This window comes from Brevundimonas sp. MF30-B, from assembly GCF_004683885.1.
In the GTDB taxonomy this organism is placed as follows: Bacteria; Pseudomonadota; Alphaproteobacteria; order Caulobacterales; family Caulobacteraceae; genus Brevundimonas.
The window spans coordinates 781,140-798,103 of record NZ_CP038440.1 but is presented as its reverse complement, the minus strand read 5'-3'; the positions used below and the strand labels follow the sequence as shown (position 1 = coordinate 798,103).

The 16,964-nt window shown below is 67.3% G+C and carries 21 protein-coding genes, 1 tRNA gene and 1 pseudogene; 15 read left to right on the top strand and 8 right to left on the bottom strand.

Going from position 1 to position 16,964, the window contains the following annotated elements; all coding sequences use genetic code 11:
* The 4 genes from E4M01_RS04095 to E4M01_RS04080 all read left to right on the top strand — a co-directional run bounded on the left by E4M01_RS04095 (position 1) and on the right by E4M01_RS04080 (position 2,505).
* Positions 1-1,131: an acyltransferase gene (locus E4M01_RS04095; RefSeq protein WP_135062109.1), complete on the top strand. Its 1,131-nt coding sequence runs from the start codon at positions 1-3 to the stop codon at positions 1,129-1,131.
* Between the two features lie 36 nt (positions 1,132-1,167).
* A complete protein-coding gene (locus E4M01_RS04090; RefSeq protein WP_135062110.1) occupies positions 1,168-1,692 on the top strand; it encodes a CHAP domain-containing protein in 525 nt (174 codons plus the stop codon).
* 91 nt (positions 1,693-1,783) lie between these two features.
* Positions 1,784-1,859: transfer RNA gene (locus E4M01_RS04085), tRNA-Thr, on the top strand.
* Between the two features lie 19 nt (positions 1,860-1,878).
* On the top strand, positions 1,879-2,505 hold the full coding sequence (locus E4M01_RS04080; protein ID WP_135062111.1) for a TetR/AcrR family transcriptional regulator: 627 nt from the start codon (positions 1,879-1,881) through the stop codon (positions 2,503-2,505).
* Here the strand turns inward: E4M01_RS04080 and E4M01_RS04075 are convergent.
* The 6 genes from E4M01_RS04075 to E4M01_RS04050 all read right to left on the bottom strand — a co-directional run bounded on the left by E4M01_RS04075 (position 2,489) and on the right by E4M01_RS04050 (position 6,138).
* Positions 2,489-3,481, bottom strand: coding sequence for a mitochondrial fission ELM1 family protein (locus E4M01_RS04075; RefSeq protein WP_135062112.1), 993 nt, complete (start codon positions 3,479-3,481; stop codon positions 2,489-2,491). The genes E4M01_RS04080 and E4M01_RS04075 overlap by 17 nt on opposite strands.
* Complete coding sequence (locus E4M01_RS04070; protein WP_135062113.1) at positions 3,478-3,900, bottom strand: VOC family protein; 423 nt, start codon at positions 3,898-3,900, stop codon at positions 3,478-3,480. Before E4M01_RS04070 ends, E4M01_RS04075 begins: the two co-directional genes overlap by 4 nt.
* A 4-nt stretch (positions 3,901-3,904) precedes the next feature.
* Positions 3,905-4,378 carry a transcription elongation factor GreA gene (greA, locus tag E4M01_RS04065; RefSeq protein ID WP_135062114.1) on the bottom strand — a complete coding sequence of 158 codons (474 nt, stop codon included), beginning with the start codon at positions 4,376-4,378 and terminating at the stop codon, positions 3,905-3,907.
* A gap of 129 nt (positions 4,379-4,507) precedes the next feature.
* Positions 4,508-4,708: a hypothetical protein gene (locus tag E4M01_RS04060; RefSeq protein WP_135062115.1), complete on the bottom strand. Its 201-nt coding sequence runs from the start codon at positions 4,706-4,708 to the stop codon at positions 4,508-4,510.
* Positions 4,709-4,743: 35 nt separating this feature from the next.
* Positions 4,744-5,409, bottom strand: coding sequence for a glutathione S-transferase (locus E4M01_RS04055; RefSeq protein WP_135062116.1), 666 nt, complete (start codon positions 5,407-5,409; stop codon positions 4,744-4,746).
* 27 nt (positions 5,410-5,436) lie between these two features.
* Positions 5,437-6,138, bottom strand: coding sequence for an HAD family hydrolase (locus E4M01_RS04050; protein WP_135062117.1), 702 nt, complete (start codon positions 6,136-6,138; stop codon positions 5,437-5,439).
* A 59-nt stretch (positions 6,139-6,197) separates the two neighbouring features.
* Between E4M01_RS04050 and E4M01_RS04045 the strand changes: the two genes are divergently transcribed.
* From E4M01_RS04045 to carA, 4 genes and pseudogenes are all read left to right on the top strand, one after another.
* Complete coding sequence (locus E4M01_RS04045; protein ID WP_135062118.1) at positions 6,198-6,929, top strand: SDR family NAD(P)-dependent oxidoreductase; 732 nt, start codon at positions 6,198-6,200, stop codon at positions 6,927-6,929.
* A 10-nt stretch (positions 6,930-6,939) separates the two neighbouring features.
* Positions 6,940-7,377, top strand: a pseudogene (locus E4M01_RS14485) (amino acid permease); the annotation flags it as partial.
* 85 nt (positions 7,378-7,462) lie between these two features.
* Positions 7,463-8,266: an amino acid permease gene (locus tag E4M01_RS14480; protein ID WP_245161286.1), complete on the top strand. Its 804-nt coding sequence runs from the start codon at positions 7,463-7,465 to the stop codon at positions 8,264-8,266.
* Between the two features lie 46 nt (positions 8,267-8,312).
* Positions 8,313-9,473, top strand: coding sequence for a glutamine-hydrolyzing carbamoyl-phosphate synthase small subunit (gene carA / locus E4M01_RS04035; RefSeq protein WP_135062119.1), 1,161 nt, complete (start codon positions 8,313-8,315; stop codon positions 9,471-9,473).
* 6 nt (positions 9,474-9,479) lie between these two features.
* On the opposite strand, the gene E4M01_RS04030 is transcribed toward carA, so the two are convergent.
* On the bottom strand, positions 9,480-9,746 hold the full coding sequence (locus E4M01_RS04030) for a hypothetical protein (RefSeq protein ID WP_135062120.1): 267 nt from the start codon (positions 9,744-9,746) through the stop codon (positions 9,480-9,482).
* Between the two features lie 234 nt (positions 9,747-9,980).
* On the opposite strand from E4M01_RS04030, the gene dnaG reads away from it, so the two are divergent.
* Together dnaG and rpoD are read left to right on the top strand one after the other, a co-directional pair.
* Positions 9,981-11,849 carry a DNA primase gene (dnaG, locus tag E4M01_RS04025; RefSeq protein WP_135062121.1) on the top strand — a complete coding sequence of 623 codons (1,869 nt, stop codon included), beginning with the start codon at positions 9,981-9,983 and terminating at the stop codon, positions 11,847-11,849.
* Between the two features lie 69 nt (positions 11,850-11,918).
* Positions 11,919-13,868, top strand: coding sequence for an RNA polymerase sigma factor RpoD (rpoD, locus tag E4M01_RS04020; RefSeq protein WP_135062122.1), 1,950 nt, complete (start codon positions 11,919-11,921; stop codon positions 13,866-13,868).
* Positions 13,869-13,894: 26 nt separating this feature from the next.
* Here the strand turns inward: rpoD and E4M01_RS04015 are convergent, their stop codons facing one another.
* A complete protein-coding gene (locus E4M01_RS04015; protein WP_135062123.1) occupies positions 13,895-14,599 on the bottom strand; it encodes a winged helix-turn-helix transcriptional regulator in 705 nt (234 codons plus the stop codon).
* A gap of 58 nt (positions 14,600-14,657) precedes the next feature.
* Between E4M01_RS04015 and E4M01_RS04010 the strand changes: the two genes are divergently transcribed.
* The 5 genes from E4M01_RS04010 (at position 14,658) to E4M01_RS03990 (ending at position 16,955) form a co-directional block, all read left to right on the top strand.
* Positions 14,658-15,098, top strand: a complete 441-nt coding sequence (locus E4M01_RS04010) for a VOC family protein (protein WP_135062124.1) — start codon at positions 14,658-14,660, stop codon at positions 15,096-15,098.
* Positions 15,099-15,103: 5 nt separating this feature from the next.
* Positions 15,104-15,571, top strand: coding sequence for an SRPBCC family protein (locus E4M01_RS04005; RefSeq protein ID WP_135062125.1), 468 nt, complete (start codon positions 15,104-15,106; stop codon positions 15,569-15,571).
* Positions 15,568-16,002 (top strand): VOC family protein, encoded by a 435-nt coding sequence (locus tag E4M01_RS04000; RefSeq protein ID WP_135062126.1) that lies wholly within the window; start codon positions 15,568-15,570, stop codon positions 16,000-16,002. The genes E4M01_RS04005 and E4M01_RS04000 overlap by 4 nt, the downstream gene beginning before the upstream one ends.
* Positions 15,999-16,490 (top strand): VOC family protein, encoded by a 492-nt coding sequence (locus E4M01_RS03995; RefSeq protein WP_135062127.1) that lies wholly within the window; start codon positions 15,999-16,001, stop codon positions 16,488-16,490. The genes E4M01_RS04000 and E4M01_RS03995 overlap by 4 nt, the downstream gene beginning before the upstream one ends.
* Positions 16,491-16,607: 117 nt before the next feature.
* A complete protein-coding gene (locus E4M01_RS03990; protein WP_135062128.1) occupies positions 16,608-16,955 on the top strand; it encodes a DUF1428 domain-containing protein in 348 nt (115 codons plus the stop codon).
* The last annotated feature ends 9 nt before the right edge of the window (positions 16,956-16,964 follow it).

Sequence of the window (16,964 nt, the reverse complement as noted above, 5' to 3'; positions counted from 1 at the left end):
ATGACCCCCGTCCAGACGCCCGATGATCTGCGCTCCATCACCTCTCTGCGGTTCGTCGCGGCGATGTGGGTGGTGATGTTCCATTACTGGCCCAATCTCGATGTCGGCTTCCTGCCCAACATCGTGGCCAAGGGCTATCTGGGGGTGGAGCTGTTCTTCGTCCTGTCCGGCTTCATCCTGTGCCACGTCTATCTGGCGGCGGCGGGCGAGAAGCGGTTCAGCTATGGCGGCTTCCTGTGGGCCCGCATCGCGCGGGTCTATCCGCTGCATCTGGCGACCCTGATCGGCGTCGGCACCCTGGCGTTCGGCGCCTCCATGGCCGGCATGGCGGTGGACGACAGCGTGCTGAGCTGGAAGTCGCTGCCGGCCAATCTGCTGATGGTGCACGCCTGGGGCTTCGCGCCTGAGGCGGGCTGGAACCATCCCTCGTGGTCGATCTCGGCGGAGTGGTTCGCCTATCTGCTGTTCCCGGTCTTCGCCTTCGCCGCCTGGAAACTGCGTCATCGCCCCACGGCTGCCGTCGCCGGCGCGGCGGCGCTGATGCTGGGCCTCTACGCCGCGTTCGAGGCCTTGGCGGGCTTCCCGCTGACCCAGGCGACCATCGCCTGGGGGGCGCTGCGCATCGTGCCGTGCTTCGCCCTGGGCTGCGCGCTCTACCTGGCCTATCGCCGCGCGCCTCTGCATCGGCCGGGCCTGTCGGCGGCGGTTTTCCTTGTCGCCCTGGTCGTGGCGTCATCGGTGATGGCCTGGGATGGCGCCATCGTGCTGCTGGCGGGCGGGCTGATTCTGGCGCTGGCGTCGCTGCCCAACGCCGAGGCCGGGCCTTTGGCGTCGAAGCCAGCCGTCTATCTCGGCGAGATCAGCTATTCGGTCTACATGGTCTGCATTCCGTGGAAGCTGGCGGCCGTGAACCTCGCCGCGCAGTTGACGGGCGCGGAGGACAAGCGTCTTCACATTTTCGTGTGGCTAATCGTCGTTGCGGCCATTCCGCTCGTCGCCGCCGCCTCCTACCACCTGGTCGAACGCCCGGCACGCAAGGCTCTGCGCGATCTGGCTGATCGCCGTCGCGCGAAAAAGGGCGAAAAATCAGCAGGCGAAAGGGTTCTTCAACCCTCGGAAACTATCGGCTAGGACTGTCACAGGGCGTAACAGTCGGAAATACAGCGTATGGCGAAACGGCTCACAGCCGCTGCGGTTGCAGCGACCCTTGGCTTTTTTGCGCTGGGCGCCACGCCCCAGCCGGCCCAGGCCAGCGACCCCTACTGGCAGTGCGTCACCTTCGCCCGCATGTTCTCCGGCATTCAGATCTTCGGCGACGCCTGGACTTGGTGGCGTCAGGCCGTGAACAACTTCCGCACGGGTTCGGCGCCTGAGACCGGTTCGGTGCTGGTGTTCCGCCCCGAAGGCCGCATGAGCCGGGGCCACGTCGCCGTTGTCTCAGACGTGCTGACCGACCGCGTGATCCGCGTCACCCACGCCAACTGGGGCGGCAGCCGCGGCAAGGTGGAGGAGAACGTCACCGTCGTGGACGTGTCGCCTTCCGGCGACTGGAGCAGCGTCAAGGTCTGGTACAACCCGATCAACGGCCTGGGATCCACGGCCTATCCGACCTACGGCTTCATCTACAAGGGAGCGCGAGAGGCCTTCGAGGGCGGGCGCGAGATGGCGGCGGCCGCAACAGCGGGGCGCTGACACTCTTTGGCGGTCGTTCGGTGATCGGCTTACGACATTCTTGCGCGGCGCGACTGACGCCATCATAAGACCCTCGTCCGCGAGAGCCGGCGCCGGTTTAGCTCAGCTGGTAGAGCAGCGGTTTTGTAAACCGAAGGTCGCGGGTTCGATTCCTGCAACCGGCACCACTTCGTCCGCGGAAGGCGCATGTTCGAAAAAACGAACAAGCTGGGACACAGGATCGGCGCCAGGGGCGGGCGCACGCGTCAAGCGATCACGGAAGCGACCCGCCGTCTGTTGACCCGACAGCGCTTCAGCGAAATCCGAGTTGCTGACCTGGCGGCCGAAGCCGGTGTTTCGCCCTCGAACTTCTACACCTATTTCAAGTCGGTCGAGGAGCCGGTTCTGGCGCTCAGCGAACAGGTCGCCGTCGAGGGCGATCGTCTGGCGCGTCACCTGCAGAGCGACTGGTCCGGCGATCGGGCCATCGAAGGGGCCCGGGCGCTCGTCGCCGACATGATCGAGCTCTGGCGCGAGCATGGACCGGTGCTTCGGATCGAGCACATGCTCGCCGACGAGGGAGACGAGGCCTTCGGAGAATGCCGCATCCGGCGCCTGCGCCGCCTCCACCTGGCGTTGGAGCGCCGCATAGCCCAGGCCCAGTCCAGCGGCGCCCTGCCCGAGGCGATGAGCGCGCGCCTGGCCTCCTACGAGATCGCAAGCCTCGTCGAAGGCGTGGCGGCGGGCATGGGCCTGTTGCGACGGGCCGATGATGATGCGGCGATCGTCGAAACCACCGCTCTCATCGTCGTGCGCCTCACGACCGGCCGCTGACGACCTGAGGCTGTCCGCGCGCCGACCAGGCCTCGATCACCGCCCGCGCCGCCCGATCCGTTTCAGCCAGCGGTTCGTAGCGCCAGCTTTCCAACTCACCCTCAAAGGCTCGGGCGGCGCCTCGCGCCGCCAGGTCGGCGTGCAGGCGCGCAAACTTGCCCGAAGGACCGCGCGCGACCATCGGAAGGACGTGAACGGGACGACCTGTCGATGCGGCCTCGGCGGCCATGTTGGCGCTGTCCTCGGTCACCAGTATGTGGTCGGCGAAATGCAGGAAGGCGAACAGGGGGTTGTCTCCCGTCCCGTCCCAGACCCAGCCGGGAAGCGCGTCGAGGCGGCGGGTCATGATCGCGCGGGCCGCCTCCGGCGTTCGGCGCGAAAAGGTCAGCATGAGCGAGCCGCCGACCGCCTCGACCGCCTGGGCGATCTGCGCGGCCAGGTCCGCAGCGTGGGTATCGGGCAGGTCGAACGCCGTCGAGCGCCCACCGATCAGCGCGGCCACGCGGGGACGGGGCAGGGCTTCAAGCCGGGCGGCGAACGCCTGGGCCTCGTCCGCGATGCGGCCCGGAGTTATGCGGTGCGGCGAGCCTGTGATCTCGAAAACCGTGTCGCCCTGGATACCGTCGTGCGCCGGGGCGACCACCACGTCGAATAGAGCGGGATCCAGACGGGGATTCTGGACCTGCACGACGAGGGGGCCGCGGCCCTTCATGCGGATCGACAGCGGCAGGGTGGCCCGGCCCGCCGCAATCCAGATGTCGGGCCAAGGGGGGGCGACCGGATCGGAAGCAGGGTCCAGCATGGCCGGCGCCTTCAGCGCGGCGGGCAGCCAATCGAACGCGCTGCGCCAGCGGACAGTCTTGGCCGTGACGGCGCACGGAACGAGGCGTCCCACAGCCTCGGCCAAGCCCAGCGCTTGGTTTGCGATCCCAGCTCGACCATCCGATACGGCCCAAATGCGCAGAGGCCGGGTCACGACGCAGGATCGTCGCGACGCACCCAGCACATGGCCTCGATCTTGTTGCCGTCAGGGTCGCGCAGAAAGGCGGCGTAATAGCCGGGCGCATAGGTCGGCCGCGGCCCCGGCGCGCCGTCGTCCAGCCCCCCCGCCGTCAGACCTGCGGCATGGAAGCGCGCCACGGCCTGGGGCGTCTCGGCGTTGAAGCAGACATGCGTCCCGTTCCCGGGGCGGGCGTCGCGGCCATCATGGGGCGAAGCCGCCCAGAACTCGGGAAAGGCGCGCCCATAACCAATGCCCACGCCGTGCTCGATCAGCCGGCGCGCGCCCAGCACCGCCAGCACCGCGTCGTAGAAGAGGCCGGCGCGGCTGAGGTCGGTGACGCCGACCGAGACATGCGACACCAGAGGCGGACGCGTCCCGGTCGGATCGGTCATCGGATTATTTCCACTCGACCTTGAGGATCTCATAGGCCTTCACCCCGCCGGGGGTGTTGACCTCGACCACGTCGCCGACCTCCTTGGAGATCAGGGCGCGGGCGATCGGGCTGGCGATCGAGATGCGGCCTTCCTTCACGTCGGCTTCGTGCTCGCCGACGATCTGATAGGCGCCTTCTTCCTCGGTGTCCTCGTCCACAATGGTGACGGTGGCGCCGAATTTAACCTGGCTGCCCGACAGTTTCGACACGTCGATGACCTGGGCGCGGCTGATCTTGTCCTCGATCTCGGCGATCTGGCCCTCGATCCAGCCCTGACGCTCCTTGGCGGCGTGATACTCGGCGTTCTCGGACAGGTCGCCGTGCGCGCGCGCCTCGGAGATCGCCGCGATCACCGCCGGCCGTTCGACCGACTTCAATTGCTTCAACTGATCGTCGAGGGCGCGATAGCCCCCGGCCGTCATCGGCACTTTTTCCATTGAGCGTGAGTTTTCTATTTTCGCCCGAAAGCTGAGAAAGAAGACGTTTAAGCGACACAAAGCCCGCTGCGGGGCGCTCGCAGCGGGGCAGATAGGCTAAGGCCGGGCGGCCGAAACTTCAAGGCGCGATCAGGCGGTCGGCGCGGGCGGCCTCGAACGGCCGCGCGACACCATGCTTCTGATAAGGCTCCAGGCGACGAAGGCCAGCGCCGCCATGCCCAACAGCATGAACAGGCCCGAGGCCAGAGCGGCCCCAGCGGCCATGAAGGCCAGGACGAAGGCGACGAGGGCGAACAGGCCGGCAATGACTTGGATGGTTTTCAGGCGCATGGCCCCTAAACGGGCGACAAGCCTCGGAGTTGCATTCAACCGTAGGCGTAGTGCCCGCCACGTTCCAGGGCGCGCTGGTAGGCCGGGCGGTCATGGATGCGCTTCAGGAAGGCGTCCAGGCGCGGCCTGTCCTGTCGGCGAAACGCCCGACTGGCCCCGGCCTCGACCGGAAAGCTCATCATGATGTCGGCTGCGGTGAAGGCGTCGCCTGCGAACCATTCGGACTTGCCCAGCTCAGCGTCCCAATAGTCGACGTGGGACTTCAGCTGCGGGTCGACGAAGCCGGACTGGGCCTTGGCGGCGATGGCGTTGACGACCGGCTTCATCAGGCCTGGCGCGCGCTTGGGCAGCTGGCTGAAGACCAGCTTGAGCAGCAGAGGCGTCATGGCCGAACCCTCGGCATAGTGCAGCCAATAGGTGAACCGCCGCGCCTCGGCCGTGCCCGGCGCGGGCTTCAGCCGTCCTTGGCCGTGGGTGTCCAGCAGGTAGTCGACGATCGCCCCCGTCTCTGCGACGCGGATGTCGCCATCGTCCACCACCGGCGACTTGCCCAAGGGGTGGATGGCCCTCAGCTCCGGCGGCGCGAGCATGGTCTTGGGATCGCGCTCATAACGCTTCACCTCATAGGGCAGGCCCAGCTCCTCGAGCAGCCACAGCACGCGCTGCGAGCGGGAATCGGCGAGGTGATGGACGGTGATCATGGCGGTCCCCAGATGGCACCCGCGACCCTAGCCCCGCTCTGCCGCCGCGATCCAGCCCGGAAGGCGGTCGATCGCCTCCAGGGCGCCGTAGCGGGGGTGGTTCTCCGGTGCGTCGGCCAGTTCGTGCGCCCAGGTCACCACATAGGGGATGTGGACGGCGAAGGCGCCGGCCTCCAGCGCGGGCAGAACGTCGGACTTCATCGAATTGCCGACCATCACGGCCTCTTCGGGTCCGGTGCCGTGACGAGCGAAGACGCGGTCGTAGGTGGCGCGGGTCTTTTCGGACACGATCTCCACGGCGGCGAACAGATCGCCCAGGCCCGAGGCGGCCAGCTTGCGCTCCTGGTCCAGCAGGTCGCCCTTGGTCACCAGGACGAGGCGGTATTTTTCGGACAGTTCGGCCAGGGCCTCGTCCACGCCGGGCAGGGTCTCGACCGGATGGGCCAGCATCTCGCGTCCGGCGGCTAGGATTTCGCGCACCACATGCGGCGGCAGGTCGCCGTTCGTCAGCTCCATCGCCGTCTCGATCATCGACAGGGTGAAGCCCTTCACCCCATAACCGTAGAGACGCAGATTGCGGCTCTCGACCTCGGCCAGCCGGGCTTGCAGGGTCGGCTCGTCGCCGTGGTCGGCCAGAAGGTCGACGAACCGGGCGTGGGTCAGCCGGAAGATCGTCTCGTTGTGCCAGAGGGTGTCGTCGGCATCGAGGCCGACCGTGGTGATGGTCATGGCGAGGCTTTGCCGTCAGTGTCGCGCTTGAGCAAGACCGCCAGGACAGGTTCGGACGAATGGACAGGGAAACGCAGGCGCCGCGTGGGCCCGCCGTGATCGTCGGCGCCTCGGGCGGGGTGGGCGCAGCGCTGGTGCGGAGCCTGGCCGCACGCCAGCCGTCCCAGACGATCCACGCCCTGTCGAGAAGCGGAGCCGCCGTGGACGGCGCTCAGGCCGGCGTCCTGGACCTGGAGGACGAGAGCTCAATTCAGACCGCCGCCGCGAGCGTGGTCCGAGACGGTGCGCCGGAGCTGGTGATCGTGGCGACCGGCGTGCTTCACGGCGCCTTCAAGCCGGAGCGGTCGATGCGCGAACTGTCGGCGGATCACTTGCTGCGCGACTACCGCATCAACGCCGTCGGGCCGGCCCTGCTCGCCAAACACCTGCTGCCGCTGATGCCGCGCGACCGGCGGACTGTGTTCGCGGTTTTGTCGGCGCGGGTAGGATCGATCGGCGACAATCGGCTGGGCGGGTGGCACGCCTATCGCGCCTCCAAGGCCGGGCTGAACATGATCCTGAAGACCCTGGCGGTGGAGGCGGCGCGCACGCACCCGCAGACGATCGTCTGCGGGCTGCATCCGGGCACGGTGGACACCGAACTGAGCCAGCCGTTCCAGCGGGGGGTGGCGCCCGGCAAGCTTTTCACCCCAGAGGTTTCTGCGGCCCATCTGCTGAAGGTCATCTATGGCCTGACGCCCGCCGACAGCGGCGGCGTCTTCGCCTGGGACGGATCGCGAATTCCCGCGTAAAGCGGAAATCATGAGCCAGACCGAGATCCTGCCCGTTCCCGCCCGCCGCATCGGCTGGGGCCTGGCCGCCCTGGTGGTGGCGGGCAACATGATCGGGTCGGGCGTCTATCTGGCGCCGGTCGCGCTGGCGTCGACCGGCAGCTCAAGCCTGATCGGCTGGCTGATCTGCGGCGCTGGAGCGATGGTGCTGGCGGCCGTGTTCGCCGGTTTGGGCCGGTTTCAGCCGGACGCAGACGGCCTGTCGGACTTCACCCGGCGCGGGCTGGGCCGGTTCATCGGCTATCAGACCGCCATCGCCTATTGGGGTGTCTGTCTGACGGGCAATGTGGCGGTGGCCATCGCCGGCACGGGCTATCTCGCCTTCTTCTTCCCCGCCCTGGCCCAACCGGGACCGGCCGCGGTCAGCAACCTGATCCTGATCGCGGTCACCACCACCGCCTATGCGATGGGGGCGAAGGTGGCGGCGCGGCTGGGCGCGGCGACCCTGGTGATCGGCCTGCTGCCCCTGGGTCCTGGCCATCGCCGCCGGGGCCGTGGCCTTCAGCGGCGACACCTTTTCCGCCTCGTGGAACACCTCCGGCCTCCCCCTGGGCCAGAGCATTCCGGCCGCGCTGGTGGTGATCTTCTGGTCCTTCCTGGGCCTGGAGAGCGCCGCAGCGCTGTCGCAGCTGGTCCGCAACCCCGGCCGCGACGTCGGGCGCGCCAGCGTCGCCGGCGTGGGTCTGGCGCTCGTGGTCTATGTGGCGGCGACGACGGCGGTGTTCGGCGTGATCCCGGCCGGCCAACTGGCCGCCTCGACCAGCCCCTTCGCCGACCTGGCCGCGCGCGTGTTCGGCGCCTCGATCGCCGGCCTGGTCGCGGTCTGCGCCGTGATCAAGGCGATAGGCACCATCTCCGGCTGGACCATGCTGGGCGGAGAGACAGCGCGCAGCGCGGCCGAGGCCGGCTATCTGCCCGGCGTCTTCGGCTCTTCGGCGCGGCCAGGGCGGCTGCCGCTGACCAATCCGCTGATCAACGGCGCGCTGATGGCCGTCATGGTGCTGGCCAGCATCCAGCCGACGCTGGCCGATCAGTTCGGCTCGTTGATCGGCGCCTGCACGGTGCTGACCATCTGCCTTTACGCGCTGTGCTGCGTCAGCCTGTTCCGGTTCACCCACGCGCCGGGCTGGCGGGCGCTGGCCGTGGTCGGCCTGGTGTTCTCGGTCGGCGCGGTGGCGGCGGCGGCGCCCGGAAACGTCGTTCCCGCGACCGTTCTCTTCGCCGTGGCGTCGGTCGGGTGGATCTGGGTTAGAAAGACTTCCGCCCGGCGCGTTGACCCGACCCCTCGCCCCCTATAGTCACGCCGCCGTTTGCTTGCCGGAATCCGGCGCCAAGGAGATCGTCATGACGCAGAAGCTTCTCCCCGGCGCGACGGGCGTGCTGGCCCTGGCCGACGGCACGATCTTTCAGGGCATCGGCTGCGGCGCCGTCGGATCGGCGCTAGGCGAGGTCGTCTTCAATACGGCGATGACCGGCTATCAGGAAATCCTGACCGACCCGTCCTACATGAGCCAGATCCTGGCCTTCACCTTTCCCCACGTCGGCAACGTTGGCGTCAACGTCGAAGACATCGAGCAGATGGGCGACGGCTCCGGCACCTCGGCGCGCGGCGCGATCTTCCGCGACGCGCCGACCGATCCGGCCAACTGGCGTTCGGGGGGCGACCTGGACGGCTGGATGAAGCGGCGCGGCGTCGTCGGTCTGGCCGGCGTGGACACCCGCGCCCTGACCCAGCGCATCCGCGACGCCGGCGCGCCGCATGCCGTCATCGCTCACGACCCCAACGGCGCCTTCGACCTGGACGCTCTGGTCGCCCAGGCGCGCGCCTGGACCGGGCTGGTCGGGCTGGACCTGGCCAAGGACGCCTCGACCCTGCAGTCGTTCGACTGGAGCGAGGGCGTGTGGGACTGGCCCCAGGGCTATCCCCGCGTCGACGCCGCCGACAAGTCGGTGGTGGTCATCGACTACGGCGTGAAGCGCAACATCCTGCGCGCCATCGCCTCGACCGGCGCCCAGGTGACGGTGGTGCCGGCGACCACCTCGGCCGAGGACATCCTGGCGCGCAATCCCGATGGGGTGATCCTGTCCAACGGTCCGGGCGACCCGGCCGCCACCGGCGCCTACGCCGTGCCCGAGATCAGGAAGCTGGTCGACAGCGGCAAGCCGATCATGGGCATCTGCCTGGGCCACCAAATGCTGGCCTTGGCTCTGGGCGCTAAGACGGTGAAAATGGATCAGGGCCACCATGGCGCGAACCATCCGGTCAAGGACCTGACCACCGGCAAGGTCGAGATCGTGTCGATGAACCACGGCTTCGCGGTCGATCGCGACAGCCTGCCCGAGGCGGTTATGGAGACCCACGTCAGCCTGTTCGACGGCACCAACTGCGGCATCGCCCTGAAGGACCGGCCCGTCTTCAGCGTGCAGCACCACCCCGAGGCCTCGCCCGGGCCGACGGACAGTCTCTATCTGTTCAACCGTTTCTCGGACTTCATGAGGGCCTGATCCGCCTCAGGGCAGGGTCGCCAGCGGCGTTTGCGTGCGCAACTCGCACGCCTTGCGCACCGCCACCGGTGCGGCGGAAATCCAGTAGGCCGCATCGTCCAGTCGTTGAGACAGGCGACGCTCCATGCCGCGACGTCTGCGTGCGGCGGCGTTGTCGAGCAGGCGCGCATGCAGGGCGCGCGGGGTCAGTTCGGCGATGGCGGGAGAGCCGGGGACGGCGACGGCGTCGGGGCCTCTGGGCTCCACCGCCCGACGGGCGATGGTGATGAACATCTGAATCTTTCGGTGAAAACGAGCGGCGCTTCTGCGCCCGGCGGCTCATGGCCAGTTAACCACAGGCCTTGTGGATAGTTCCGCTCAGTGACCGAAAAATGTCATCTCTAATCAGCGCCTTAGCGCCCCGATCCGGCCATTATGGTTAATATTGTCTTAACGTGGCGGTGGAGCGCCGGGGGTGAATCATCTGGGGCTCTCGCTTGATGAGGCCGCCCTCGCTAAGGCTGTGAGGTGCGCTTCGACGATCGCTTCATTGAGGAACTGAAGGCCCGCCTTCGGCCGTCCGACGTCATCGGACGGACGGTGAAGCTCAAGCGTCAGGGGCGCGAATACGTCGGCCTCAGCCCCTTCACCAAAGAGAAGTCGCCGTCGTTTTTCGTCAATGACGACAAGGGCTTCTTCCACGACTTCTCGTCGGGCAAGCACGGCGACGTCATCAGCTTCCTGCAGGAGACAGAGCGGCTGAGCTTCGTCGAGGCGGTCGAGCGGCTGGCCGCTGAGGCCGGCATGGCCCTGCCGGCCGAGGACCCGCGCGCCGCCGAACGCGAGCAGAAGCGCCAGGGTCTGACCGACTGGATGGATCTGGCCCAGAAGTGGTTCGCCGCCAACCTGCGCCGGACCACCGGCAAGGCGACGCGAGAGTATCTGGAGCGGCGCGGCCTGCCCGAGGATCAGTGGGAGCGGTTCGGCCTGGGCTATGCGCCCAACGACCGCGAGGGGTTGAAGCAGGCGCTGATCCAGCGCGGCGCACGACCCGGCGATCTGGTCGACGCGGGCCTGCTGATCGCGCCTGAGGGCGGCGGCCAGCCGTATGATCGGTTCCGCGACCGGCTGATGTTCCCGATCCTGGACGCGCGGGGCCGCATCGTCTCGTTTGGCGGCCGCGCCATGAACCCCGACGACCGCGCCAAATATCTGAACGGCCCCGAGAGCCCCCTCTTCCACAAGGGCGCGACCCTTTACGGCCTGCCCGAGGCGCGGCGCATCCTGGGGGCCGAGGCCAAGGGCGAGCAGGGCATCGTCGTGGTCGAAGGCTATATGGACGTCATCGCCTGCCAGCGGGCGGGCCTGCCGGCCGTCGCGCCGATGGGCACGGCCCTGACCGAGGAGCAGATGGAGCGTCTGTGGCGTGTCTCGGCCGAGCCGGTGCTGTGTTTCGACGGCGATGCGGCGGGGCGACGCGCGGCCTATCGCGCGGTCGAACGCGCCCTGCCGCTGCTAAAATCCGGCCGGTCGTTCCGCTTCACCCTACTGGAGGCCGGCCAGGACCCGGACGATATCCTGCGCGACAAGGGCGCCCCGGCGCTGCGCCAGGCGCTGTCGGACACGCGTCCCTTCGCCGAGGTCCTGTTCCGCCGCGAGGCCGAAGCCGAACCGCTGGACACGCCTGAGCGCAAGGCCGGGCTGAAGGGCCGTCTGCGTCAGGCGGCCAACGCCGTGCAGGACAAGGACCTGGCCGAGCAATACCGCCGCGACCTGTTCGAACGGTTCGACACCCTGTTCCCGCGCGCCGCGCCGCAGCGCGCCCCCTGGACGCCCGGTCAGGGCGGCGGACGCGGCCGGTTCGGGCCGCCGCCTGTGCTGGGCCAGACGGCCGAGGGGGCCCAGGCCATGCAGTCCCTGTCGCGCGCGATCGAGCCAGTGCCCGCCGCCCTGGCGCACGGAGCCATCGACGACCCCGAGCGGATGGACGATCATCTGGAGGCCATAGCCTCTCACGGCTTCGGCGACCCGGCGCTGGACGGGCTGGCGCAGGAGCTGGTGCGGCTGCGCTTCTCGGGCCAGAGCCTTGACTCTGCGGCCCTGCGACGCCATCTGGCGCAATCGGGTCATGACGCCTTGATGCGCGAGGTCGAGAAGGCGGCGGCGAAGTCCGGCGCGCCATTCCTGGCTGCAGACAAGCCCCTCGGCGAGGCGAGGATCCGATGGTCGCAGGCGTATGATGCGTTGATTCGTGTCGCCGCCCTGGAAGACGCTCTGTCGTCGGCGCGCAGCGTGCCGGGGCAGGACGAGGTGTTCCGCCGGCTGAAGGCCGAGCGGGATGCGTTGCGTCGTGCGATTAAGACCGGAGAAATTTGGGAAGACAGCTCGAGTTCGTAACCAACGACCTCGCCACACGTTTGTATTGGCGGCGGGCCTGATCAGCCCTCCACCTGGAGACTGAACTGAATGAACGCGCAGACCGAGACGCAGGAAACCGAAGCCGCCACTGACGGGCCCCTGCTCGATCTGACCGACGCCGCCGTCAAAAAATTCATCAAACAGGCCAAGACGCGCGGCTATGTGACGATGGAAGAGCTGAACAAGGTCCTCAACAGCGAGGAAGTCAGCGGCGACGCCATCGAAGACACCCTGGCCATGCTGTCCGAAATGGGTGTCAACGTCGTCCAAGACGAGGAAGAGGCCGCCGAGTCTCAGAGCACGGAAGTGGCCGCCGCCGCCGAAACCGCCGTAGCCGAGACCCCCGCCAAGGCCGCCTACGACCGCACCGACGACCCGGTGCGCATGTACCTGCGCGAAATGGGCTCGGTCGAACTGCTGAGCCGCGAGGGCGAAATCGCCATCGCCAAGCGCATCGAGGCCGGCCGCGACGCCATGATCTCGGGCCTGTGCGAAAGCGCCCTGACGTTCGAGGCCATCATGGTCTGGCGCGAAGAGCTCGAGAACAACCGCATCCTGCTGCGCGAGGTCATCGACCTGGATGCGACCTATGGGGTGCTGAACCCCGCCTCCCTGCCCCACAATCAGGATGCGGCGCAGAAGGAAAAGGAAGAAGCGGCCGCGGCCGCCGGCGAGACCGACGAACGCGGCCTTGAGGACGAGGACGACGAGGACGACTTCGACGACGGCGGCGGCATGTCGATCTCGGCGCTTGAGGCTGAGCTGCGCGACGGCGTCATGGAGGTCCTGAACGCCATCGCGGCCGATTTCGGCGGCTTCCGCAAGCTGCAGGACAAGCTGGTCGAGGCGCGCCTGAAGGGCGAGATCCTTACCGCCAAGGATCAGAAGGCCTACGAGACCCTGACCGCAGCCATCAGCGATCGTCTGAAGACGATGAAGCTGAACAACAACCGCATCGAGGCGCTGGTCGAGCAGCTGTACGCCATCAACAAACGCCTGATCGGGCTGGAAGGCCGCCTGCTGCGCCTGGCCGACAGCTACGGTATTTCGCGGCCCGAATTCCTCAAGGCCTATTTCGGCTCGGAGCTGGATCCGAACTGGAGCGAGCAGATCAAGGACATGGGCGTGCGCTGGACCAAGTTCAGCGAAAACGAAGCCGCCCAGATCGCCGACATCCGCAGCAAGGTCGCCGCTGTCGCCACCGAGGCCGGCCTGCCGATCGACGACTATCGCCGCATCGTCCAGACCGTCCAGAAGGGCGAGCGCGAGGCCCGTCAGGCGAAGAAGGAAATGGTCGAGGCCAACCTGCGCCTCGTGATCTCCATCGCCAAGAAATACACCAACCGCGGCCTGCAGTTCCTGGACCTCATCCAGGAAGGCAACATCGGTCTGATGAAGGCGGTCGACAAGTTTGAGTACCGTCGCGGCTACAAGTTCTCGACCTACGCCACCTGGTGGATCCGTCAGGCCATTACCCGCTCGATCGCCGACCAGGCGCGCACCATCCGCATTCCCGTGCACATGATCGAAACGATCAACAAGATCGTGCGCACCCAGCGCCAGATGCTCCACGAGATCGGCCGCGAGGCGACGCCGGAAGAGCTGGCCGAGCGCCTGGCCATGCCGCTGGAGAAGGTCCGCAAGGTCCTCAAGATCGCCAAGGAGCCGATCTCGCTCGAAACCCCGATCGGCGACGAGGAAGACAGCCACCTCGGCGACTTCATCGAGGACAAGAACGCCGTCCTGCCGATCGACGCCGCGATTCAATCGAACCTGCGCGAGACCACGACCCGCGTGCTGGCGTCGCTGACACCGCGTGAGGAGCGGGTGCTGCGCATGCGCTTCGGCATCGGCATGAACACCGACCACACCCTGGAAGAGGTCGGCCAGCAGTTCTCGGTGACCCGCGAACGCATCCGCCAGATCGAGGCCAAGGCGCTGCGCAAGCTGAAACACCCCAGCCGCAGCCGCAAGCTGCGCTCCTTCCTGGACAGCTGACCGAACGACCGGAAAGAAGGCGGCCTTCAGGCCTGCGGCGAGGCCGCTTTCTCCGGCAGATGGAAGAAGTCGATGAACCGGGCGAAAACGGAGGCCTCGCCTTCGACCCGCATCTGGCCTGCGGCTTCCAATTCAGCGATCGGCGCCTTGCCGTAAACGGCCGCCGCCACCGCAGACGGCATGGCGCGCACCACGACGTCGCAGGCGTCAGTCTCGCCACGGCGGGCCTTCAGCACGCCCTTCTTTATCCGAACCACGAAATGATCGTCGCCCATGACGAAGCCGACCGAGACGTCGACGCCCTTGGCTCGCGCAGGGTCGAACATCGTCTTGAAAGACAGCATCACCGATACCGCGCTGATCGGCAGGGTCGGATCATGTCGCGGCGAGCGCGCCGCCCAGCCGCCCAGCACCATGAAGACCGGTTCGATCTCATAGCCCCAGTCGGTCAGTTCATAGACCTGGACCGAGGCGGGGGGCGGCAGCTTGCGCCGCCGGACCACGCCCGAGGCCTCCAGCCCCTCCAGCCGCTGGGTGAGGACATTGGCCGAAAGGCCGCACAGGTCGCCGCGCAGATCGCTGAACCGGCGCGGCCCCATCATCAGCTCTCGGATCACCAGCAGCGCCCACCGCTCTCCCACTAGATCCAGGCCGTGCGCCGCCCCGCACGCGTCGTGGTAGCGCTTGGAGGATCGCCCGTCCGACCTGGTGGTTACTTTTTCTAACTTCATAGTTGACTATCATAACTCATGAGCGCAAAACGTCCAGCGTCCATGAGGGAGACGCCCGATGTCCAAAATGATTTTCGTCAATCTGCCCGTCGCCGACCTGCGTCGCGCCGTCGCCTTTTACGAGGCCGTCGGCGCAACGAAGAACCCGATGTTCTCCGACGACACCGCCGCCTGCATGGTGTTCTCCGACACCATCCACGCCATGTTGCTGACGCATGACAAGTGGCGCACCTTCACCGACCGCGCCATCCCCGACGCGCACAAGAGCGCCCAGGTGCTGATCTGCGTCTCCGAGGACAGCCGCGAAGCTGTCGACGCCGTGGCCGGGCGCGCCCGCCAGGCGGGCGGGGCGATCGACCCCACGCCGGTCCAGGACTACGGCTTCATGTACGGCCGCTCCTTCGCCGACCCCGACGGCCACATCTGGGAAATCATGTGGATGGACCCGGCGGCCGCCGCAGCTGGTCCGGAAGCCTACGCAGAACCACAACCTGCGTGATCGCCATGAGCACGTCCCATGAACTGAGCGTCAGCCGCTTCATCGCCGCCAGGCCGGAAACCGTGTGGAGGGCCTATGTCGAGCACGCCGAGGAGTGGTTCACCCCCCGTCCCTGGACCACGCCCAGCGTCGATTACGACCTGCGCGCCGGCGGCCGCGCCGATGTGACGATGCAGTCGCCTGAGGGCGAACGCCACGCCTATCGCGGGGTGGTGCTGGAGGTCGATCCCGGCCGTCGGCTGGTCACCACCGGCGCCTTGACCGAGGGCTGGATTCCACAGTCCGGCGACATGAACTTCGTGCGCATCGACACGTTCGAGCCTGAAGGCGAGGGCACGCGCTATATCGCGCGGGCCCGCCACTGGGACGACAAGGCCGTGAGCGCACATCGCGACATGGGGTTCGAACAGGGCTGGGGTCAGGCGGCCGATCAACTCGCCGAGGTAGCGCTGCGTCTGGAGCAGGCCTCATGAAGGTCACCCCCAATCTCATGTTCGAAACTCAGGCGCGTGAAGCCTTCACCGCCTATGCGGATATTCTTGGCGCGGATCAGCTTCATTTGATCACCTTCGCCGACATGCCCGATGCTCCGGTCGGAGACGACTGGAAAGACAGGGTCGCACACGCATGGCTGCAGATCGGCGACCAGGCCATCATGGGCTCCGACAGTCCGCCGGGCGTCTGCGCTGACGGCCAAGCAAGCGGGACCCGACCCGGCGAAGGCTCGGTCGCCCTGCACTTCGACACAGCCGACCAAGCCCGTTGCGTCTTCGACCGACTGGCCGATGGCGGAACCGTCCAGATGCCTTTCGGTCCGACCTCGTGGACGTCCGGTTTCGGCATGGTGCGCGACCGCTTCGGCAAGGACTGGATGGTCAACACCAATCAGGAGACGCCGTCATGAGCGACAAGATCCTTCCCTGCATCTGGTACGACAAAGGTCAGGCGCGACAGGCGGCCGAGTTCTATGTCTCTCTCGGTCTGCCAGACAGCCGCGTGGAGGACGCCTGGAAGGCGCCGTCCGACAACCCATCGGCGGCCGAGGGCGAAGAGCTGGTCGTCGAGTTCACCCTCGCCGGTCGGCGCTACGTCGGCCTGAACGGCGGGCCGATGTTCCCGCAGACTGAAGCCGTGTCCTTCATGGTCGTCACCGACGACCAGGCCGAGACCGACCGCCTGTGGAACGCCATCGTGGGAAACGGCGGCCAGGAAAGCCAGTGCGGCTGGTGCAAGGACCGCTGGGGCGTCAACTGGCAGATCACGCCGCGCCGCCTGCTCGACTTCTACGCCGATCCGAAACCCGCCCGCACCAAGGCCGCCTTTGAGGCCATGATGACGATGGGGAAGATCGACATCGCCGCCCTGGAGGCTGCGGCCGATAAATCAGGCTGACTGTCGCGTCGAACCAAGGCGGATACTTCCCGAACCGCCGACCCTGCCGCCCTTGCCCCTCAAGTCGCGAACCCCCGCGAGGCGAGCAGCGGTCTCAACCTCCGAAGGAGAACTAACATGTCCTACATCACCGGCTTCCTGACCCCCGTGAAGATCGTCGACAAGGACCGCTACATCGCCTCGGCGAAGAAGTCCTGGCCGCTGTTCCAAAAATACGGCTGCCTCGAGCAGGTCGAGACCTGGGGCGAGGACATTCCTCCCGGCAAGGTCACCGGGTTCGATCTGGCCGTAAAGCTGGAAGACGGGGAGGCCGTGGTCTTCTCCTGGCTTACATGGCCAGACCGCGCCACCGCCGATGCCTGCTGGGAGAAGATGCAGAGCGACCCCGACTTCTCGGACATGGACATGCCCTTCGACGGCAAGCGCATGATGTGGGGCGGCTTTCAGCCGATTTTCGAAAGCTGACCGAGAGGC